The sequence below is a fragment of the Komagataeibacter xylinus genome, assembly GCF_031081985.1.
Lineage (GTDB): Bacteria > Pseudomonadota > Alphaproteobacteria > Acetobacterales > Acetobacteraceae > Komagataeibacter > Komagataeibacter xylinus_E.
This window is the reverse complement of the sequence record NZ_JARWSK010000002.1, coordinates 358,733-375,831: the sequence shown is the minus strand read 5'-3', so window position 1 is coordinate 375,831 and position 17,099 is coordinate 358,733. Positions and strand designations below refer to the sequence as shown.

The window sequence follows — 17,099 nt, the reverse complement described above, 5'->3', positions numbered from 1 at the left end:
CAGGCGGCGCAGCGGGCGCGCAAGCGGGAGTGCTGACAGAAGGAGACGGGACACCGGCGTGGTCATTCTTCCTTGTAGCGGTAGCCGATGCCGTACAGCGTCTCGATCTGGTTGAACTCGTCATCCACCTGCCGGAACTTCTTGCGCACGCGCTTGATGTGGCTGTCGATGGTGCGGTCATCCACGTAGATGTTCTCGCCGTAGGCCGCATCGATCAGCTGGTCGCGCGACTTGACCAGGCCGGGGCGGGCGGCCAGCGCCTTGACGAGCAGGAACTCGGTGACCGTAAGCTGGATGTCGCGCCCGTGCCACAGGCACTGGTGGCGGGTTTCATCAAGCGACAGGCCGCCACGCACCATGGTGCCGGTGGGGCTGATGCCCGCCGCCTCGCTGCGGCTGACCTCGTTGCGGCGCAGCAGCGCGCGGATGCGCTCGAGCAGCAGGCGCTGCGAGAACGGCTTGGTGATGTAGTCATCCGCCCCCAGGCGCAGGCCCATGAGCTGGTCCACCTCCTCATCCTTGGAGGACAGGAAAATCACCGGCAGCTGCGAGCGCGCGCGCAGGCGCTGGAGCAGTTCCATCCCGTCCATGCGCGGCATCTTGATATCGAGCACCGCCAGGTCGGCCGGGCGCGATGACAGACCATGCAGCGCACTCTCCCCATCGGTATAGGTGCGGACAATGAAGCCTTCCGCCTCCAGTGTCATCTGCACGGAGGTCAGGATGTTCCTGTCATCGTCAACCAGCACGATCGTCTGTTTCGTTGGCTCCATGGGGGCTCTCTTTTTGCTCCTTCGCCGATCCGGGCATGACCGCCAGCATCTTGCCTGGCAGGCACGCGCAGCATAGCGTCATAACCGCCCGCATGTCATGAGGGGATGCGGGTGCCGGGATCCACTGGAATGATAACGTCATTCCGGCTGCTCCGTTCACGGCAGGGATGTTGCGCAAAAACGGTATGCCTGCCGGGAGCGCAATGCCTTGTCCATCGGTCAGTCGTTACCTACTTGTAAGAGCATGAGCGAGAACACAGACCCCAACCCCTTTGCCGACGCCCCCCATGGCGACGGCACGCCCTCCGACGCGCACGGCGCGCCCGCCCCTGAAGCGGCAGCGCCCCAGCCCGAGGCGGAGGCCGGATCCGACCCGCGCATAGCCGAGCTTGAAGCCGAAGTTGCTGCCATGCGCGACAAGTGGATGCGCGCGGAAGCCGATATGCAGAACCTGCGCACCCGCACCAAGCGCGAAGTGGAAGATGCCCGGCAGTACGCCGTGCAGAAATTCGCCAAGGATGTGGTCGAGGCCGCCGAGAACCTCAAGCGCGCGCTTGCCAGCCTGCCCAAGCCCACCGAGGGCGAGGACAGTCTGCTGACCAGCATGCGCGAAGGCATCGAGAGCACCGAGCGTTCGTTCATGGGCATTCTCGAGCGCAACGGCATCAAGGCGGAAGACGCGAAGGGCAAGCCCTTTGACGCCAACCTGCACCAGGCCATGAGCCAGCAGCACAGCGACGAACACCCCGCCGATACCGTGATGGAGGCCTGGACCCCGGCCTGGACCCTGCACGGGCGGCTGCTCAAGCCGGCCATGGTGGTCGTATCGAAGGGACCGGCGCAGGCAGGGTGAAATCCCGCCCGTGCATGGCTGGATCCTCTTGAAAGCGACGCATGGGCTGCCTACATCGGGTAATGATAACGGCGTGCGGATGGATGTGAAAAAAGACAGTCCGCGCCACGCGCCTGAATACTGAAAAAGAAGGGTCTGTCCCGATGCTTCGGGTCCGGACAGGCCGCTGAAAAGGAGAAGATTACATGAGCAAGGTTATCGGTATCGACCTTGGTACGACCAATTCCTGCGTTGCCGTGCGTGAAGGCGACGAGACGCGGGTTATCGAGAACAGCGAAGGCGCACGCACCACCCCGTCGATGGTCGCCTTTACCGACAACGGTGAAATGCTCGTAGGCCAGGCCGCCAAGCGCCAGGCGGTCACCAACCCCGCCAACACGCTGTATGCCGTCAAGCGCCTGATCGGCCGCCGTTATGACGATCCGACCGTGGCGAAGGACAAGGGCCTTGTCCCCTACGAGATCGTCAAGGGCGACAATGGCGATGCATGGGTTGAGGCCCAGGGCAAGAAATACGCGCCCGCGCAGATCTCCGCCTTCATCCTGGGCAAGATGAAGGAAACCGCCGAGTCCTATCTCGGCGAGCCGGTCAAGCAGGCCGTCATCACCGTTCCGGCCTACTTCAACGACGCCCAGCGCCAGGCCACGAAGGATGCGGGCCGCATCGCGGGCCTTGAAGTGCTGCGCATCATCAACGAGCCGACCGCTGCTGCCCTGGCCTATGGCCTGCAGAAGAAGGACGGCGGCACGATCGCGGTCTATGACCTTGGCGGCGGCACGTTCGACGTGTCCATCCTCGAGATCTCCGATGGCGTGATCGAGGTGAAGTCCACCAACGGTGACACCTTCCTTGGTGGTGAAGACTTCGATGCCCGCATCATCGGTTTCCTGGCCGACGAGTTCAAGCGCGAGCAGGGCATCGACCTGCGTCAGGACAAGCTGGCCCTGCAGCGCCTGAAGGAAGCGGCGGAAAAGGCGAAGATCGAGCTGTCCTCCTCCAAGGAGACCGAGATCAACCTGCCGTTCATCACGGCTGATGCGTCCGGCCCCAAGCACCTCGTGGTCAAGCTGACCCGTGCGAAGCTGGAAAGCCTGGTCGATGACCTGATCCAGCGCACGCTCGAGCCCTGCCGTGCTGCGATGAAGGATGCGTCCGTCTCGTCGGGTGAGATCAACGAAGTCATCCTCGTGGGCGGCATGACCCGCATGCCCAAGGTGATCGAGGCTGTTAAGGAGTTCTTCGGCAAGGAACCCGCCCGCAACGTGAACCCCGACGAAGTGGTCGCCATCGGCGCCGCCGTGCAGGGTGCGGTGCTGCAGGGTGACGTGAAGGACGTGCTGCTGCTCGACGTGACCCCGCTGTCGCTGGGCATCGAGACGCTGGGTGGCGTGTTCACCCGCCTGATCGACCGCAACACGACCATCCCGACCAAGAAGAGCCAGACCTTCTCGACCGCGGAAGACAACCAGAACGCCGTGACCATCAAGGTCTATCAGGGCGAGCGTGAGATGGCGGCTGACAACAAGCTGCTGGGCAACTTCGACCTGACCGGTATCGCCCCCGCACCGCGTGGCGTGCCGCAGATCGAGGTGACGTTCGACATCGACGCCAACGGCATCGTGTCCGTCTCGGCCAAGGACAAGGCGACCGGCAAGGAGCAGCAGATCAAGATCCAGGCTTCTGGTGGTCTGTCCGAGGCTGACATCGACAAGATGGTCAAGGACGCCGAAGCCAATGCCGAGGCCGACAAGGCCAAGAAGGAGCAGGTCGAGGCCCGCAACCAGGCCGAGGGTCTGACCCATCAGGTCGAGAAGTCCCTTGCTGAAGGGGGCGACAAGATCCCGGCTGCTGAAAAGACCGAGGCGGAAGCCGCGATCGCCGCCGTGCGCAAGGCGCTTGAAGGCACGGATGCCGAGGCGCTGAAGACCGCGACCGACCACCTGACGCAGGTTGCCATGAAGGTTGGCGAGGCCATCCACAAGGCAGGCCAGACCGAGGGTGCCGCAGGGGCCGCCGCTGGCGGGGCAGCACCGAAGGACGAAAAGGTTGTCGACGCCGACTTCGAGGACGTGGACGACTCCAAGAAGTCCTGATTGGCGCAAGGCGTCATACAGGCTTCGGAAATCGGGGTGCGGGCCTTAGGGTCCGCGCCCCCTTCCACCAAGGTGGCGCCCGTGCTTCTTTGAAGACGGGCGCTTTTCATATGCTGCCCAACAATTACAGATGGAACGCGAGGATCGTGCCGCGACAGGTCGGGCGACCGCGTTTGCTAGAGGACCGACATGGCCACCAAGATAGATTATTACGCAGCCCTTGAAGTTTCGCGTGATGCCAATGGCGACGAGATCAAGCGGGCGTATCGCAAGCTGGCCATGAAATACCATCCCGACCGCAATCCGGGCGATGCGGAAGCGGAAAACAAGTTCAAGGAAATCAGCGAAGCCTACGACGTGCTGAAGGACGACCAGAAGCGCGCCGCCTATGACCGCTTTGGCCATGCTGCGTTCGAGGGCGGTGGCCCGGGCGCGGGTGGCTTCGACTTCGGTGGCGGCGGCCTTGGCGACATCTTCGAGCAGATGTTTGGCGACATGATGGGCGGCAGGCGCGGTGGCCGCCGCTCGGGTGCTGATATCCAGGTGCAGGTCAGCATCACCTTTGCCGAGGCCTTTGCGGGGGTGAAGAAGGAAATCACCATTCCCACCCGCGTCACCTGCAAAAGCTGTGACGGTACCGGCTCCGCCGACAAGGATCAGCCGCCCGAAACCTGCCCCTCGTGCCACGGCGCGGGCAAGGTGCGTGCGCAGCAGGGCTTTTTTGCCATCGAGCGCCCCTGCCCCACCTGCCACGGTACCGGCCGCCTGATCCGCAACCCGTGCAAGGAATGCCATGGTGCGGGCACGGTGGAAAAGAACCGGACCATCGAGGTCTCGATTCCCGCAGGCGTCGAGGATGGCACGCGCATCCGCATCACCGGCGAGGGCGAGGCAGGCGGCAAGGGCGTGCCCGCGGGCGACCTGTATGTGCATGTGTCGGTTGAGGCGCATGCCATCTTCCAGCGTGATGGCGCCAATATCTATTGCCGCGTGCCGGTGCGCATGGGGCAGGCCGCCCTTGGCACCGAGATCGAGGTGCCGGTGGTCGATGGCTCGCGCGCCAAGGTCAAGATTCCGGCAGGCACCCAGACGGGCGAGCACTTCCGCCTGCGCGGCAAGGGTTTTTCGGTGCTGCGCTCTTCCGCGCGGGGCGACATGTATATTCAGGTCGTGGTCGAGACCCCGCGCCACCTGAGCAAGCGCCAGCGTGAACTGCTTGAGGAATTCGAGACCGATGCGGCAGGCCACGCCAAGGGCAGCCCCGAAAGCACCGGCTTCTTTAGCAAGGTGAAGGACTTTTTTGAAGGCAAGCTGTAAGCCTGTTCTCACGCCATGGCGACCATGGCGTGCAGATGGTTGAAATTGCTGATGGGTCAGGTGTAGGGTCGATCCACTATTCATGGTGAATCCCCCCAACCTGCACCATGGATAGAGTTCAGGCGGCGCGATCCCCCGGTCGCGCCGCCATTTGCATATCTGGGCACTGGTGGAGAAAACAGCATGAACGCGCAGCCCCTGCGGATCGGGATTACGGGCCTCAATGGCCGTGTCGGTCGCCTTCTGGCGCAGGAAGTGCCAGCGGCAGGAGCCGTGCTGGCCGGTGGCACGACGCGCGATGGCCGTCCTGTTGAGGGGATCGACTGCCCTGTTCATGCCGATATTGCTGATCTGGCGCGGCAATGTGATGTGGTGATCGACTTCACCCATGCCAGCACTGTGGTGGGCCATGCCCAGGCCCTGGCAAAGGCAGGCACGGCGTGGGTGCTGGGCACGACCGGCCTGTCAGGGGCAGACCAGCAGGCGGTCGATCAGGCCGCGACCCGCATTGCCGTGGTGCAGGCGGCCAATTTCTCGCCTGGTGTCACGCTGGTCACCCGCCTTGCGCGCCAGATGGGCGCCGTGCTGCCCGGCAGCGAATATGATGCCGAAATACTGGAGATGCATCATCGCCAGAAAGTGGATGCCCCTTCAGGCACGGCGCTGGCCATCGGCCGCGCGGTGGCGCAGGGGCGGGGCATAAAGCTGGAAGACCATATTGAAAGCGGGCGCGATGGCCATACCGGCCCGCGTGCCGATGGCGCGATCGGCTTCGCGGCCCTGCGCGGCGGGCAGATCGTGGGCGAGCATTCGGTCATTTTCACCTCCAGCCATGAACAGATCAGCCTGACCCATCGCTCGTTTGACCGCAGGGTGTACGCCACGGGCGCGGTCCGGGCCGCGCACTGGCTGCGCGGGCATGAGGCGGGGCTTTATGACATGGAAGACGTGCTGGGCCTGTCGCGCGATTGATTCCAGATTATTGATAATAAAAGATAAAAGTGTTTGGGTGCCGCCTTTTTTCAAAAAGGCGGCGTCTTTTGAAGCTTTTTGAAAAAAGCTTCACCAAAAACTTTTTCATGACAGTGCTTCGACCATCCGCGTGCCGCAGGCTGTGCGGGAGGGTGCTATTCAGGGAAATGGCTTGACGCTTGGGCGGGTTTCGGCCAAACGCATGCGATCGTACGCCCGGTTTCGCAGGCGTTATTCTACTCCATACGAGGCAGACAGGACCATCATGCGCAATAAAGGCGATTTTCTGTTTACATCGGAATCAGTATCCGAAGGGCATCCCGACAAGGTCGCTGACCGGATCAGTGATACCGTTCTCGATGCATTCCTGACAGCAGACGGTGAATCCCGCGTTGCGTGTGAAACGATGGTCACCACCAACCGCATCATCCTTGCCGGTGAAGTGCGTGGTCCGTCTTCCGTAACCCCTGACCTGCTGATTCAGGGCGCGCGCGATGCGGTGAAGGACATCGGCTACGACCAGGCCGGTTTCTCATGGCGCAATGCCGAGGTGGAATACTACCTGCATGCCCAGTCCGCCGACATCGCCGTGGGCGTTGACAGCGCGGGCGAGAAGGACGAAGGCGCAGGCGACCAGGGCATCATGTTCGGCTTCGCCACCCGCGAGACCGAAAGCCTCATGCCCGCGCCGCTGTTCTACGCGCATGACATCCTTCACCGCGTGCGCGACCTGCGCAAGGCGGGCGACCCGCGCGCTGCCGCCCTGCAGCCCGATGCCAAGAGCCAGGTCACGCTGCGCTATGTCGATGGCAAGCCCGTGGGCGCCACCTCGGTCGTGATCTCGACCCAGCATGTGGAAGGCGCCAGCCAGGCCACCATCCGCGAGGAACTCGGCAGCATCGTGCGCGATGTGCTGCCCGAGGGCTGGATGCCGCCGGAAGACGAATTCTACGTCAACCCCACCGGCGTGTTCGTGATCGGTGGCCCCGATGGCGATTGCGGCCTGACCGGGCGCAAGATCATTGTCGACACCTATGGTGGTGCGGCCCCGCATGGCGGCGGCGCATTCTCGGGCAAGGACCCCACGAAGGTTGACCGTTCGGCTGCCTATGCCTGCCGCTACCTGGCCAAGAACGTTGTGGCTGCCGGTCTTGCCGATCGCTGCACGCTGCAGATCTCCTACGCCATTGGCGTCTCGCACCCGCTTTCGGTCTATGTGGACCTTGATGGCACGGGCAAGGACATTGATGAGGCGAAGCTTGGCCGCGTCCTGCGCGAGGTCATGGACCTCAGCCCGCGCGGCATTCGCAAGCACCTGCGCCTCAACCGCCCCATCTACACCCAGACCTCCGCCTACGGCCATTTCGGCCGCACGCCGGATGCGGCGAAGGACGACTTCACCTGGGAGCAGACCGATCTGGTCGATGCCCTGCGTGGCGCGTTCAACCGCTAAAAGACGATAAAAGTTTTCTGGTAAAGCCTTAAGGCAGCACCAGAAACTTCTGTATCAAGGGGGCTTGCCATGGCTGCTTGCAAAAGCGGGTCGTGGCGGCCCCCGATGCGTTTTTCAATCATGCCGTGCATTACGGCAGCAGGAGCAGGATTTTCGGATAGATGACGGCCTCCGTGGATGTAAAGCCATCGCCAGACCGACTGTACGGGCGCCCGCGCGGCCATACCCTGCGCCCCCGCCAGCAGCGCCTTCTGGACCAGACGCTGCCACGGCTGCGCTTTCCCGCTGCCGCCATGGCCGACCCGGCCACCGGTTTTGGCCACTGGCCGGCGCAGATCTGGGTTGAGGTGGGCTTTGGTGGTGGCGAGCATTCGCTGGCCCAGCACGCAGCCCACCCCGACGTGGGCTATATTGCCTGCGAGGTGTTCGAGAACGGCCTGTGTTCACTGCTTTCGCGCCTGGTGCCCGAAGATGGCGCGGAGGCCACCGCCCCCGTGCCCGACATGCTGCGGGTGTGGGATGAGGATGCACGCATCCTGCTGCGTGGCCTGCCCGCGCAGTCAATCGACCGCCTGTTCCTCATGTTCCCCGACCCGTGGCCCAAGTCGCGTCATGCCAAGCGCCGCTTTGTTCACCCCGAGACGGTGAAACTGGTCGCCCGCGTGCTGCGCCCCGGCGCCATATGGCGCGTGGCCAGCGATGACCCGACCTATCAGGCATGGGTGGAGGAAGTGATGGGTGCACAGGACCTGTTCGATACCGCCCCCCCCGCCACCGTGCGGCCCGAAGGCTGGGCGCCCACCCGTTACGAGGCCAAGGCGCTCAAGGCAGGCCGCCAGCCGATGTACTGGACCTTCACCCGCCGCTGATTACGACAGCGACGTGCCGGTCAGCCGTTCCGCCGCCTGCCACAGCCGCCGTGCAATGGTCAGGTCGCGGGCGGCGGGCGGCACGAAGGCCTCGGTCACCGGTCCCCGGCGCTCGCCCCAGCCGCCGGGGCCGTAATAACCGCCATCACGCGCTTCGGGCGCCATGGCGGCGAATTCGATGGGCAGTGCGCCATCGACGGCTGACTGCCCCATGAGCCGGAACGCCCACACCGCGCCAAAACGGGTCATGCGCTCATGCAGCCCCTGCTCGGTATTGAGGCGGCTGGTGGCGATATCGGTCATGGACCAGCCGGGATGGGCTGCGATGGAATGCAGGTTCCAGCCATGCGTGCGGGCCTGCCGGTCAAGCTCCAGCGCTAAAATAAGGTCGGCCAGCTTGCTCTGGCGGTAGGCGCGGAACGGCGCGTAGCGGCGGCGGGCCTGCAGGTCATCAAACACGATCTGGCCGGTCAGCGCCGCAAGGCTTGCCACCGTCACCACCCGCCCGCCATGCCGGGGCGCGCACAGTAGCGGGCGCAGCCGCGCGGTGAGCGCGAAGGGGCCAAGGAAATTGGTGCCGAACTGCAATTCGAACCCATCACGCGTTTCCAGCCGGTGGGGCGTGCCCATGACACCTGCGTTGTTGACCAGCACGTCGAGCGTATCGGTTTCCTCCGCCAGATCACGGGCGAAGGTCGCAATGGAGTCAAGGGAGGCGACATCAAGCAGGCGGAAGGAGGCGTTGGCCCCCGGCGCGTCCTGCTGCAGGAGCGTGAGTGCCGCCAGCCCCTTGTCGGGGTTGCGGCCCGCCAGCATGACCCGCGCGCCGCGCCGTGCCAGGCCAAGGGCGGTCTGGTAGCCCAGGCCACCGGTCGCACCCGTGACCAGGGCCAGGCGCCCGTCCATGCGGGGGGCCTGTTTTATGGTCCAGTGTCTGCTCATGGTTCAGCCTGTTCTCCGGGTTGGTTCATTTCTTTCTCGGCGGTGGCTTCCGCCTCGGCTGTCAGCCGTGCCTCGTTGCGGCGCAGGAAGATGATGGCACACACCAGCACGATCCCGCCACAGATGGCGACCGTCAGGCCCACCGGGCCAGACAGGCGCGTGATTCTGTTGCCCAGGTAATAGGCCGCGTAGGCATAGCCCCCCGCCCATAATATGCCCCCCATGGCGTTGAACAGGAGGAATTTGGGCCATGCCATATGATTGGCGCCTGCCAGCAGGGCAATAAAGACCCGCAGGATGGCGATAAAGCGCCCGAGGAATACAATGATGCCCCCATGCCGGCGGAACAGGAAGCGCCCGAGTTGCAGCCGCCGCGCTGTCAGCCCGATCCGCGCGCCCTGGCGCTCGAGCAGCGGGTAGCCCAGCCATTTGCCAATCAGGTAGCCGCAATTATCGCCCATGATCGCGCCCACGATGGCGGCTGTCGCCACCCATCTGATGTCCAGCCTGTGGGTGGTGGCGCAGTAGATGGCGGCGGAGATGACCAGTGTTTCCGCCGGGAGCGGAATGCCCATGCTTTCCAGCATGACGATGATCCCGATCACGCCATAGCCGTAATGCTGGAAAAGGGATTCAAGATGGTGAAGCAGCGTACTACCTGTCACAGATAAGAAGATTATGTAGGGTACGGGCACAGGCCGTGAAACATGGTTTGGGCAATCCCGATACCATTGTCACGCAGAAATGGCAGGAGCGAAAGCATGACCCAGTCCGGCACCAGCGGCAAGACGGACATCGATATACGACCTTACGGCACATGGCCCTCACCCGTCAGCGCGGCGCTGGTGGCAGGGCAGACGGTGTCGCTGTCCGATGTGCGGGTCGATGGGCGGGATATTTACTGGATCGAGGGCCGCCCGGCCGAAGGCGGCCGCCGGGTGCTGGTGCGTGCCCGCGCGGGTGTTGTGGCGGACATGACCCCTGCCCCGTTTGATGTCGGCACCCGCGTGCATGAATATGGCGGCGGGGCATATGCGGTCTGTCAGGGCCGGATTGCACTGAGCAACCGGCGCGATGGCAGCGTGTGGCTGATGGAAGGCGGCCAGACACGCTGCATTGCCGCGGGCGCCGGGCTGCGTTTTGCGGACCTGACCTTCAGCGCCGATGGCCGCTTCCTGTTCTGCGTGCGTGAGGATCATGGCGTGGAAGAGGGCGAGCCCGCCGCCGCCATCGTGGTGTTCGACTGCATGGCGGTGGTGGAAGACCCCGCCTTCAATGGCGGCACGCCGCTGGTGATGGGGCCGGATTTCCTGTCCTCGCCCCGGCCCTCGCCCGATGGGCGGTATCTGGCCTGGATCGAGTGGGACCATCCCGCCATGCCATGGGACGCAACGCGCCTGCGTGTCGCCACCTTGCTGCAGGAGGGTAGCGACCCCCCTCGCCTCGCCGCACCCTGGACGCTGGCGGGAGAGGACGGACAGGCGGAATCGGTCATTGAACCAAGCTGGGATGCGGCGGGCCGCCTGCTGGCCCTGTCGGATCGCAGCGGGTGGTGGAACCTTTACCGCTTCGACACCACATCCTCCGCCCCGGTGGCGGTGGCTCCCATGCAGGCCGAAATTGGCCAGCCGCACTGGATCTTTGGCCTGCGCAGCTACGTGCTGCTGGCCGATGGCACAATCCTGGCCATGATCATAAGCGGCGGCGAGGCCCGCATGGCCTGCCTGCGTGATGGCGTGGCGACACCCGTGGCCCTTGGCCACCCCGCCGGGTGCCCGGTGCCGGTGGAAGGCGGCGGTTTTGCGTGGCTGGACGTGCCGCCCGACAATGCGGCGGCAGTGGTGACTGGCGATGCGGGCCAGCCGCCCCATGTGCTGCGCCGGGCTACCGACCTGCCGCTTGGCCCCGCCGATATTGCCCTGCCGCGCGCCATCACCTTTCCGCTGCCCATGGGCGATGGCATGGGGCAGGCCTTTTTCTATGCGCCTGCGAGCAGCCGCTATGGCGGGCCTGCGGGTGAGAAGCCGCCACTGGTGGTCATGGCGCATGGCGGCCCGACCGGGCGGGCAAATGCCGCCTTCTCGTTCAAGGTGCAGTGGTGGACCAGCCGTGGCTTTGCCGTCGTCGATATCAATTATGGCGGCTCGACAGGCTTTGGCCGCGCCTATCGTCAGCGGCTCGAGGGCCAGTGGGGCGTGGTGGATGTGGATGACTGCATTGCCGCCTGCCACCATCTGGCGGAGCAAAAGCTGGTGGATCCGGCCCGCATCGTCATACGCGGCAGCAGTGCCGGGGGGCTGACGGTGCTGCTGGCGCTGGCGCGCTCGGACCTGTTTGCCGCAGGCACCAGCCTGTATGGCGTGACCGACCTGCGTGCGCTGGCGACTGATACCCACAAGTTCGAATCACGCTATCTTGATACGCTGGTTGGCCCCTACCCTGCCGATGAAGCGACCTATCTGGCCCGCTCCCCCATTACGCAGGTGGCCCACATCAAGGCGCCGGTGCTGTTCCTGCAGGGGCTGGATGACAAGGTGGTGCCGCCCTCGCAGGCCCGCTCCATGGTCGCGGCGCTGCGTGGGCAGGGCGTGCCCTGCGCCTTGTATGAATTTGCAGGCGAGGGTCACGGCTTCAGGCAGGAGGCCACCATACGGCAGGCCTGGGAGCTGGAACTGGCCTTCTATCAGCAGGTGCTGCGCCTGGCCGTGACCCCTGCCCTTGCGGTTGACCTGAAAGCTTAGGGAAGTTTTTGGTGAAGCTTTTTTCAGAAAGCTTCTAAAGAACGCCGCCTTTTTGAAAAAAGGCGGCACCCAAAAACCTTTATTCCTCTTCCTCCACGATCGCGGTGTTGCCGCGCGTGGGGCGGAAGCGGCCTTCACGCAGCGCCTCCTCGATATCCTCCAGCGAGGCGCCGCGCGTTTCAGGCACCATGAAATACACGAACAGCACCGAAAGCAGGTTTACCCCGGCATAGAACCACATGGTGCCGCCCAGCGTGATCTTGGTGACCAGCGTGAGCGCCGTGCTGGTGACCAGCAGGTCACTGCCCCACAGCATGGCGGAATGCAGGCTGGTGGCGTTGCCGCGCATGGAAAGCGGGAACATCTCGGCGCCGAGCAGCCAGCCCACCACCTGAATGCCGCCAGCGTTGAACACCATGAACAGCAGCATGAACACAATGATCAACCAGCTGCCCATGCTGCCCGGCTGCGGGTGGGCCAGGAACATGATGCCCAGCCCGATCAGGCTCAGCACGCTGCCCGGCCCCATGACCAGCACAAGGCGGCGGCGGCCGATACGGTCAACAATGTTCGAGCCCAGCACGGTCATGACCAGATAGATGATGGAAATGCCGATGCTGGCCATCAGTGCCGATGAACTGCCAAAGCCTGCATCCGACAGGAAGGTCGGCGCATAGTAGATCATCATCTCCAGCCCGCCTGCCTGCGTGAAGAAGGCAACGCCAAGGGCGGCCACGAGTGCGGGGCGCACCCAGGGCTGGCGGATGCCGCGCCAGCCGACATCGCGCGGGTCGGTCTCCTCATTGGCATTGGCGTGGATGCGGCGCATCTCGCGGCGGATCTCGCGCTCGGAGGTGCGGATGCGCTGGAGCTGCTCAAGGGCGGAATCAAGGCTTTCATGCTCCGCCGCCCAGCGCGGGCTCTTGGGCAGGAAGAACATGGAGATGAACACGCCCGCCGCCGGAATGGCTGCAATGGCCACCATCGGCCGCCAGCCCCACGCATCACGCGCGGCAAAGCCAATGATGTTGGCGGCAAAGATGCCGATGCCGATGGCGATGTTGAACATCGTGACCATGTGGCCGCGCTTGTGCGCGGGGGCGAGTTCCGAGATGTACATCGGCACCACCTGCGTGGAGCCACCGACTGCAAGCCCGAGGAACACGCGCGCCGCGATGAGCGTATAGACATCGGGCGAAAACGCGCAGGCCAGTGCGCCGAGCACGAACACCGCCGTGACGATCATGACCGATTTGCGCCGGCCATAATGCTCCGACAGCCAGCCGGTGAGCAGCGAGCCAAGCACCGCGCCCGCCAGGATGGCGGAGGCCACCATCTCCTGCAGGAAGCTGCTGAGATGGAAATCACGCGTAATGAGCAAAAGCGCGCCCGATACGATGCCGGTATCGTAACCATAGAGGCCGCCACAGATTGCGGCCACGATGGCTGCGAGCCACAGGGTCTTGCGCGCATTGGGTGAAATCTCGATCTGCGACAGATCGGGTAACGGTTCGGTGGGCTGCTGCGTAGTCTGGTTTGGGGGGGACTGGGTGTTCATGCGGGTGCCTTTTCCTTCCTTATTGTTATAATTCATCCGTATCGGCCCGGTTCCCCCGCGGGGTCAGCCTGCCCCGTGGTGGGGCATGGATAGCGCGGCCTTCATGCGGGCAATGTGCCCCATTGTGGCGTGCAGGCCGTTCCAGTCATCGGCCGTGGCGATGGGCTGCCACAGGGCTTCCACGGTTTCGACCGGCATCAGGCACGCCGCCCCGTCATTGAAATAGGGGTGCGACAGGTCACAGCCGGGCACGGGCTCATGCTCCATGAGCGCGCCCTGCACGGGGCGGAAACTGTCCTGTGCATAAAAAGATGCACGTGGCCCTGATACGGCCCGTTTCTGGCTCTTGGGGCCACCATACCAGTCAAAAAACGGAAATTCAAACCCAATCTGGCTTTCTTCCATGAATGAGAACAGACATTCACGCAGATGTTGCGATGATTTTCTTGAAATTTCATTGACGCCAAGCCGGTTTAATACAGAAATATCAAGGAATCTTTCATATCTCTCCCAGAAGTCATCAAAAATACTTTGAATTTTCTCAAGTGACGAAAGCGCGATCAGGCACTCTCCCAGCCGGGCCACGTTCCACATCATCGCCTCGGGCTGGCGGCCATAGGCATACAGGCCCGAATGGTCGAAATAGGCGGCAGTGAAGCGGGGGTCGAAACTGGGCAGGAACCGCCACGGGCCGTAATCGAAGCTCTCGCCGGTCAGGTTTATGTTATCGGTATTGAGCACCCCGTGCACGAAGCCCGCCGTCATCCATTGCGCCGTCATCTCGGCCATGCGGGTGGTGGCGGCATCATAGAGTGCTGCCGCCGGGTCGGGTTCATTGGCAAGGTGGGGGTAATAGGTTTCGAGCACATAGGTCACGAGGTGCTTCAGGCTGGCCTTGTCATCATTGGCGACAAGACGCTGGAACGTGCCGATGCGGATGTGCGAATGGCTGAGCCGCGCCAGCACGCATGACCGCGTGGGCGAGGGTTCGTCGCCCCGGTGCAGGGCCTCGCCGGTTTCGATCACGCTCAATGTGCGCGAGGTGCGCACGCCCATCGCATCAAGCCGTTCGCTGGCCAGGATTTCACGCACGCCGCCCTTGAGCGTCAGCCGCCCGTCGCCCCCGCGTGACCACGGCGTGGTGCCGTTGCCCTTGGTGCCGATATCGAGCAGGCGGCCATCCACGCTGTCCATGAGCTGAGCGAACAGGAAGCCCCGCCCATCGCCAAGGTCGGGGTTGTACGACCGGAACTGATGGCCGTGATAGCGCAGGGCGAGTGGCCGGGGCAGCGAGCCGGGCAGGGGATCGAAATGACCGAAATGGCGGATCCATTCCGCATCCGTCAGCCCGTCAAGGCCGATGCGGGGCGAAACATCATGATTGCGGTAGCGCAGGATATGGGCGGGGAAGGTGGCGGCTTGCACCACGTCATAGAATTCATTGCCGAGGCGGCTGTGATGGGTGGCGGGGGCGTAGCAATCGGAGAATGGCATTTTCATCTACTTTACGGGTGATAACTTATTGTTCCTGGTCCGCATCGAGAACGGGCAGGTCGAGGGAAAAGGATGCATGGTTTTGCAGGCAGGAGGCAATTTCGCGCTCCGATACATCGCCAAGCGTGGCCGGTGACCAGCGCGGCGCGTTGTCCTTGTCGATCAGGCGGGCGCGCACGCCCTCGGCAAAGTCAGGGCGGCGGAGCAACTGGCAGATGAGCTGGAATTCCTGCTCCAGCACATGGTCAAAGTCGGGCAGGGCGCGGGCTGCATGATAGGCGGCAAAGGTGATGCACAGTGAGAACGGGCACGCCCCCCGCAGGGCGGCCAGGTCCGCCTGCGCCCACGGGGCCGGATGCGCCTCGAGCCGCGCCATGACCGTCGCCACGTCCGGCGCGTCATAGACCGGGGCGATGGTGGCGGTGTCCGGGCCGCCATCAAGGGCAGGGCAGGGCGGCAGGCTGTCCATCACCTGCCCCGCGGGCGTGTGGGTGAGTGCGTGCCTTATGTTTTCAAGCTGGTCGGAGGGGGCCTGCCGGTCAGCAAAGCCTGCGGCAATGGCCATGGTGGCGTTCATGCGCGCGCCGGTCAGGCCAAGGCGTAGCCCGCTCAGCCCCGGCGCGCGGGAAAGCAGGTAGGAGCCGCCGGCATCCGGCGTCAGCGCAATGGCGTTCTCGGGCATGGCCACGCAGGCGCGCTCGGTCACGATGCGGTGGCGCACATGTCCGCCAAGCCCCACGCCGCCGCCCATGCAGATCCCGTCAAGGAACGAGACAACCGGCTTGGGGTAGCCCGCCAGCATCGAGGCCAGCCGGTAGCTGTGGCGGAAGGGTTGTGTCGCCGCCTCGACCCCATGCTCGCTCAACAGGGCGCGGATGGCGCGGATATCGCCGCCCGCGCAGAAGGCGCGGGGGCTGGTGCTGTCAAGCAGCACGGTTTCAATCCGTGGGTCGTGACGCCACGCATGCATGGTGGCGGCAAGGTGGTCGATCATGTTCAGGTTCAGGGCGTTGAGGGCCTCGGGGCGGGCAAGCGTGATGCGGCCGAGTGCGCCCTGCACGGTGGTCTGGATCGGTTCGGGGGGCACGGATTGCGTCCTTTCATGTGGTTTTGCGGTATTCAACGAGGGTAGAATGCGCTACCTCCGCTGCTGTCCGGCGTCACGGCTGCGTGCGGACTACAGGCATGCACAGTTACCGAAGGCACAAGCACCATGGGGATTGACGCCCTCACCTTTCGCAACGCCATGGCCCGCCTTGGCGCGGCCGTGAATGTTGTCACGACGGGAACACTGGAAGACCCGGCGGGTTTTACCGCGTCTGCCGTGTGTTCGGTAACCGATACGCCGCCCACGGTTCTGGTCTGCCTCAACCGCAATTCCCGCGTGCGCGACCGTTTTCGGGTGGATGCGGCCATGTGCATCAATGTGCTCGCCGCCGACCAGCAGGACATATCGGGTGTGTTCGCAAGCCCGCTCGAGCAGGCCGAGCGCTTCCGCTCCGGGCACTGGGATACGCTGACCACGGGCGCGCCCGTGCTGAACGAGGCGGTGCTGTCGCTTGACTGCCGCATCGAGCGGATTGTGGAAGTCGGCACCCACAGCGTCATGTTCGGCGCGGTGGAAAGCCTGCGCAATTCCAGCCCGCGTGGCGGGCTGGTCTATTTCAACCGCAGCTATCACATGCTGCCGCACGAATAAAATACTGTTTGAAAACAAACCATTAATAAAAAACAATAAAAGTTTCTGGATGCCGCCTTTTTTCAAAAAGGCGGCGTTCTTCGAAGATTTTTGAAAAAAGCGTCACCAAAAACTTCTTGCACTTCTTCATATTAAGAAAAAATCCAGCCTTTTGTCGCATGCACAGCGCAGTAATGCGACAGAAGGAGCAGATGCCATGGCACAGACCCCGCGCGCCCGCGCTCCGCAGGTTCCTGTCTTGACGCTGCGCGGACTGATCTGGATACATGCGGGACTTGCCCTTTTCGTGGTCCTGATGGCCATGTGGGTGGATCACCTGCCGGACTGACCGCCTG

General features: G+C 63.8%; 15 protein-coding genes. 9 read left to right on the top strand and 6 right to left on the bottom strand.

Annotated features, from left to right (window positions below):
• Nucleotides 1–62: 62 nt before the first annotated feature.
• Nucleotides 63–773 (bottom strand): response regulator transcription factor, encoded by a 711-nt coding sequence (locus QEG70_RS05535; protein ID WP_061275238.1) that lies wholly within the window; start codon nucleotides 771–773, stop codon nucleotides 63–65.
• A gap of 244 nt (nucleotides 774–1,017) precedes the next feature.
• On the opposite strand from QEG70_RS05535, the gene QEG70_RS05530 reads away from it, so the two are divergent.
• From QEG70_RS05530 to trmB, 6 genes are all read left to right on the top strand, one after another.
• Nucleotides 1,018–1,626, top strand: coding sequence for a nucleotide exchange factor GrpE (locus QEG70_RS05530; RefSeq protein ID WP_308719742.1), 609 nt, complete (start codon nucleotides 1,018–1,020; stop codon nucleotides 1,624–1,626).
• 185 nt (nucleotides 1,627–1,811) lie between these two features.
• Entirely contained in the window at nucleotides 1,812–3,719 is a 1,908-nt protein-coding gene (gene dnaK / locus QEG70_RS05525) for a molecular chaperone DnaK (protein ID WP_308719741.1), read from the top strand.
• Nucleotides 3,720–3,908: 189 nt separating this feature from the next.
• Complete coding sequence (gene dnaJ, locus QEG70_RS05520; protein WP_308719740.1) at nucleotides 3,909–5,036, top strand: molecular chaperone DnaJ; 1,128 nt, start codon at nucleotides 3,909–3,911, stop codon at nucleotides 5,034–5,036.
• Between the two features lie 183 nt (nucleotides 5,037–5,219).
• A complete protein-coding gene (gene dapB / locus QEG70_RS05515; protein WP_308719739.1) occupies nucleotides 5,220–6,008 on the top strand; it encodes a 4-hydroxy-tetrahydrodipicolinate reductase in 789 nt (262 codons plus the stop codon).
• A gap of 265 nt (nucleotides 6,009–6,273) precedes the next feature.
• On the top strand, nucleotides 6,274–7,461 hold the full coding sequence (gene metK / locus QEG70_RS05510) for a methionine adenosyltransferase (RefSeq protein ID WP_130730815.1): 1,188 nt from the start codon (nucleotides 6,274–6,276) through the stop codon (nucleotides 7,459–7,461).
• A 161-nt stretch (nucleotides 7,462–7,622) separates the two neighbouring features.
• Nucleotides 7,623–8,330: a tRNA (guanine(46)-N(7))-methyltransferase TrmB gene (gene trmB, locus QEG70_RS05505; protein WP_308719738.1), complete on the top strand. Its 708-nt coding sequence runs from the start codon at nucleotides 7,623–7,625 to the stop codon at nucleotides 8,328–8,330.
• On the opposite strand, the gene QEG70_RS05500 is transcribed toward trmB, so the two are convergent.
• Together QEG70_RS05500 and QEG70_RS05495 are read right to left on the bottom strand one after the other, a co-directional pair.
• Nucleotides 8,331–9,272: an SDR family oxidoreductase gene (locus QEG70_RS05500; protein WP_308719737.1), complete on the bottom strand. Its 942-nt coding sequence runs from the start codon at nucleotides 9,270–9,272 to the stop codon at nucleotides 8,331–8,333.
• Complete coding sequence (locus tag QEG70_RS05495; protein WP_308719736.1) at nucleotides 9,269–9,937, bottom strand: DedA family protein; 669 nt, start codon at nucleotides 9,935–9,937, stop codon at nucleotides 9,269–9,271. The genes QEG70_RS05500 and QEG70_RS05495 overlap by 4 nt, the downstream gene beginning before the upstream one ends.
• Before the next feature lie 96 nt (nucleotides 9,938–10,033).
• On the opposite strand from QEG70_RS05495, the gene QEG70_RS05490 reads away from it, so the two are divergent.
• Nucleotides 10,034–12,013 (top strand): S9 family peptidase, encoded by a 1,980-nt coding sequence (locus tag QEG70_RS05490; protein ID WP_308719735.1) that lies wholly within the window; start codon nucleotides 10,034–10,036, stop codon nucleotides 12,011–12,013.
• 79 nt (nucleotides 12,014–12,092) lie between these two features.
• On the opposite strand, the gene QEG70_RS05485 is transcribed toward QEG70_RS05490, so the two are convergent.
• From QEG70_RS05485 to QEG70_RS05475, 3 genes are all read right to left on the bottom strand, one after another.
• Complete coding sequence (locus QEG70_RS05485) at nucleotides 12,093–13,571, bottom strand: sugar porter family MFS transporter (protein WP_308719734.1); 1,479 nt, start codon at nucleotides 13,569–13,571, stop codon at nucleotides 12,093–12,095.
• A 63-nt stretch (nucleotides 13,572–13,634) separates the two neighbouring features.
• The gene (locus QEG70_RS05480) at nucleotides 13,635–15,065 is read right to left on the bottom strand and encodes a protein adenylyltransferase SelO family protein (protein WP_308719733.1); all 1,431 of its coding nucleotides are present in this window, start codon (nucleotides 15,063–15,065) and stop codon (nucleotides 13,635–13,637) included.
• Between the two features lie 25 nt (nucleotides 15,066–15,090).
• Nucleotides 15,091–16,152 (bottom strand): enoyl-CoA hydratase/isomerase family protein, encoded by a 1,062-nt coding sequence (locus QEG70_RS05475; protein ID WP_308719732.1) that lies wholly within the window; start codon nucleotides 16,150–16,152, stop codon nucleotides 15,091–15,093.
• Between the two features lie 126 nt (nucleotides 16,153–16,278).
• Between QEG70_RS05475 and QEG70_RS05470 the strand changes: the two genes are divergently transcribed.
• Both QEG70_RS05470 and QEG70_RS05465 read left to right on the top strand, forming a co-directional pair.
• Nucleotides 16,279–16,764 (top strand): flavin reductase, encoded by a 486-nt coding sequence (locus tag QEG70_RS05470; protein WP_308719731.1) that lies wholly within the window; start codon nucleotides 16,279–16,281, stop codon nucleotides 16,762–16,764.
• A 196-nt stretch (nucleotides 16,765–16,960) separates the two neighbouring features.
• Complete coding sequence (locus QEG70_RS05465; RefSeq protein WP_308719730.1) at nucleotides 16,961–17,092, top strand: hypothetical protein; 132 nt, start codon at nucleotides 16,961–16,963, stop codon at nucleotides 17,090–17,092.
• Nucleotides 17,093–17,099 lie beyond the last annotated feature (7 nt).

Bases quoted from the DNA above. Each gene is read 5' to 3' on its own strand.
- QEG70_RS05535 (WP_061275238.1), bottom strand. From the start codon at position 773: ATGGAGCCAACGAAACAGACGATCGTGCTGGTTGACGATGACAGGAAC.
- QEG70_RS05465 (WP_308719730.1), top strand. From the start codon at position 16,961: ATGGCACAGACCCCGCGCGCCCGCGCTCCGCAGGTTCCTGTCTTGACG.
- QEG70_RS05480 (WP_308719733.1), bottom strand. From the start codon at position 15,065: ATGCCATTCTCCGATTGCTACGCCCCCGCCACCCATCACAGCCGCCTC.
- dnaJ (WP_308719740.1), top strand. From the start codon at position 3,909: ATGGCCACCAAGATAGATTATTACGCAGCCCTTGAAGTTTCGCGTGAT.
- dnaK (WP_308719741.1), top strand. From the start codon at position 1,812: ATGAGCAAGGTTATCGGTATCGACCTTGGTACGACCAATTCCTGCGTT.
- trmB (WP_308719738.1), top strand. From the start codon at position 7,623: ATGACGGCCTCCGTGGATGTAAAGCCATCGCCAGACCGACTGTACGGG.
- metK (WP_130730815.1), top strand. From the start codon at position 6,274: ATGCGCAATAAAGGCGATTTTCTGTTTACATCGGAATCAGTATCCGAA.
- QEG70_RS05470 (WP_308719731.1), top strand. From the start codon at position 16,279: ATGGGGATTGACGCCCTCACCTTTCGCAACGCCATGGCCCGCCTTGGC.
- dapB (WP_308719739.1), top strand. From the start codon at position 5,220: ATGAACGCGCAGCCCCTGCGGATCGGGATTACGGGCCTCAATGGCCGT.
- QEG70_RS05530 (WP_308719742.1), top strand. From the start codon at position 1,018: ATGAGCGAGAACACAGACCCCAACCCCTTTGCCGACGCCCCCCATGGC.
- QEG70_RS05490 (WP_308719735.1), top strand. From the start codon at position 10,034: ATGACCCAGTCCGGCACCAGCGGCAAGACGGACATCGATATACGACCT.
- QEG70_RS05500 (WP_308719737.1), bottom strand. From the start codon at position 9,272: ATGAGCAGACACTGGACCATAAAACAGGCCCCCCGCATGGACGGGCGC.
- QEG70_RS05485 (WP_308719734.1), bottom strand. From the start codon at position 13,571: ATGAACACCCAGTCCCCCCCAAACCAGACTACGCAGCAGCCCACCGAA.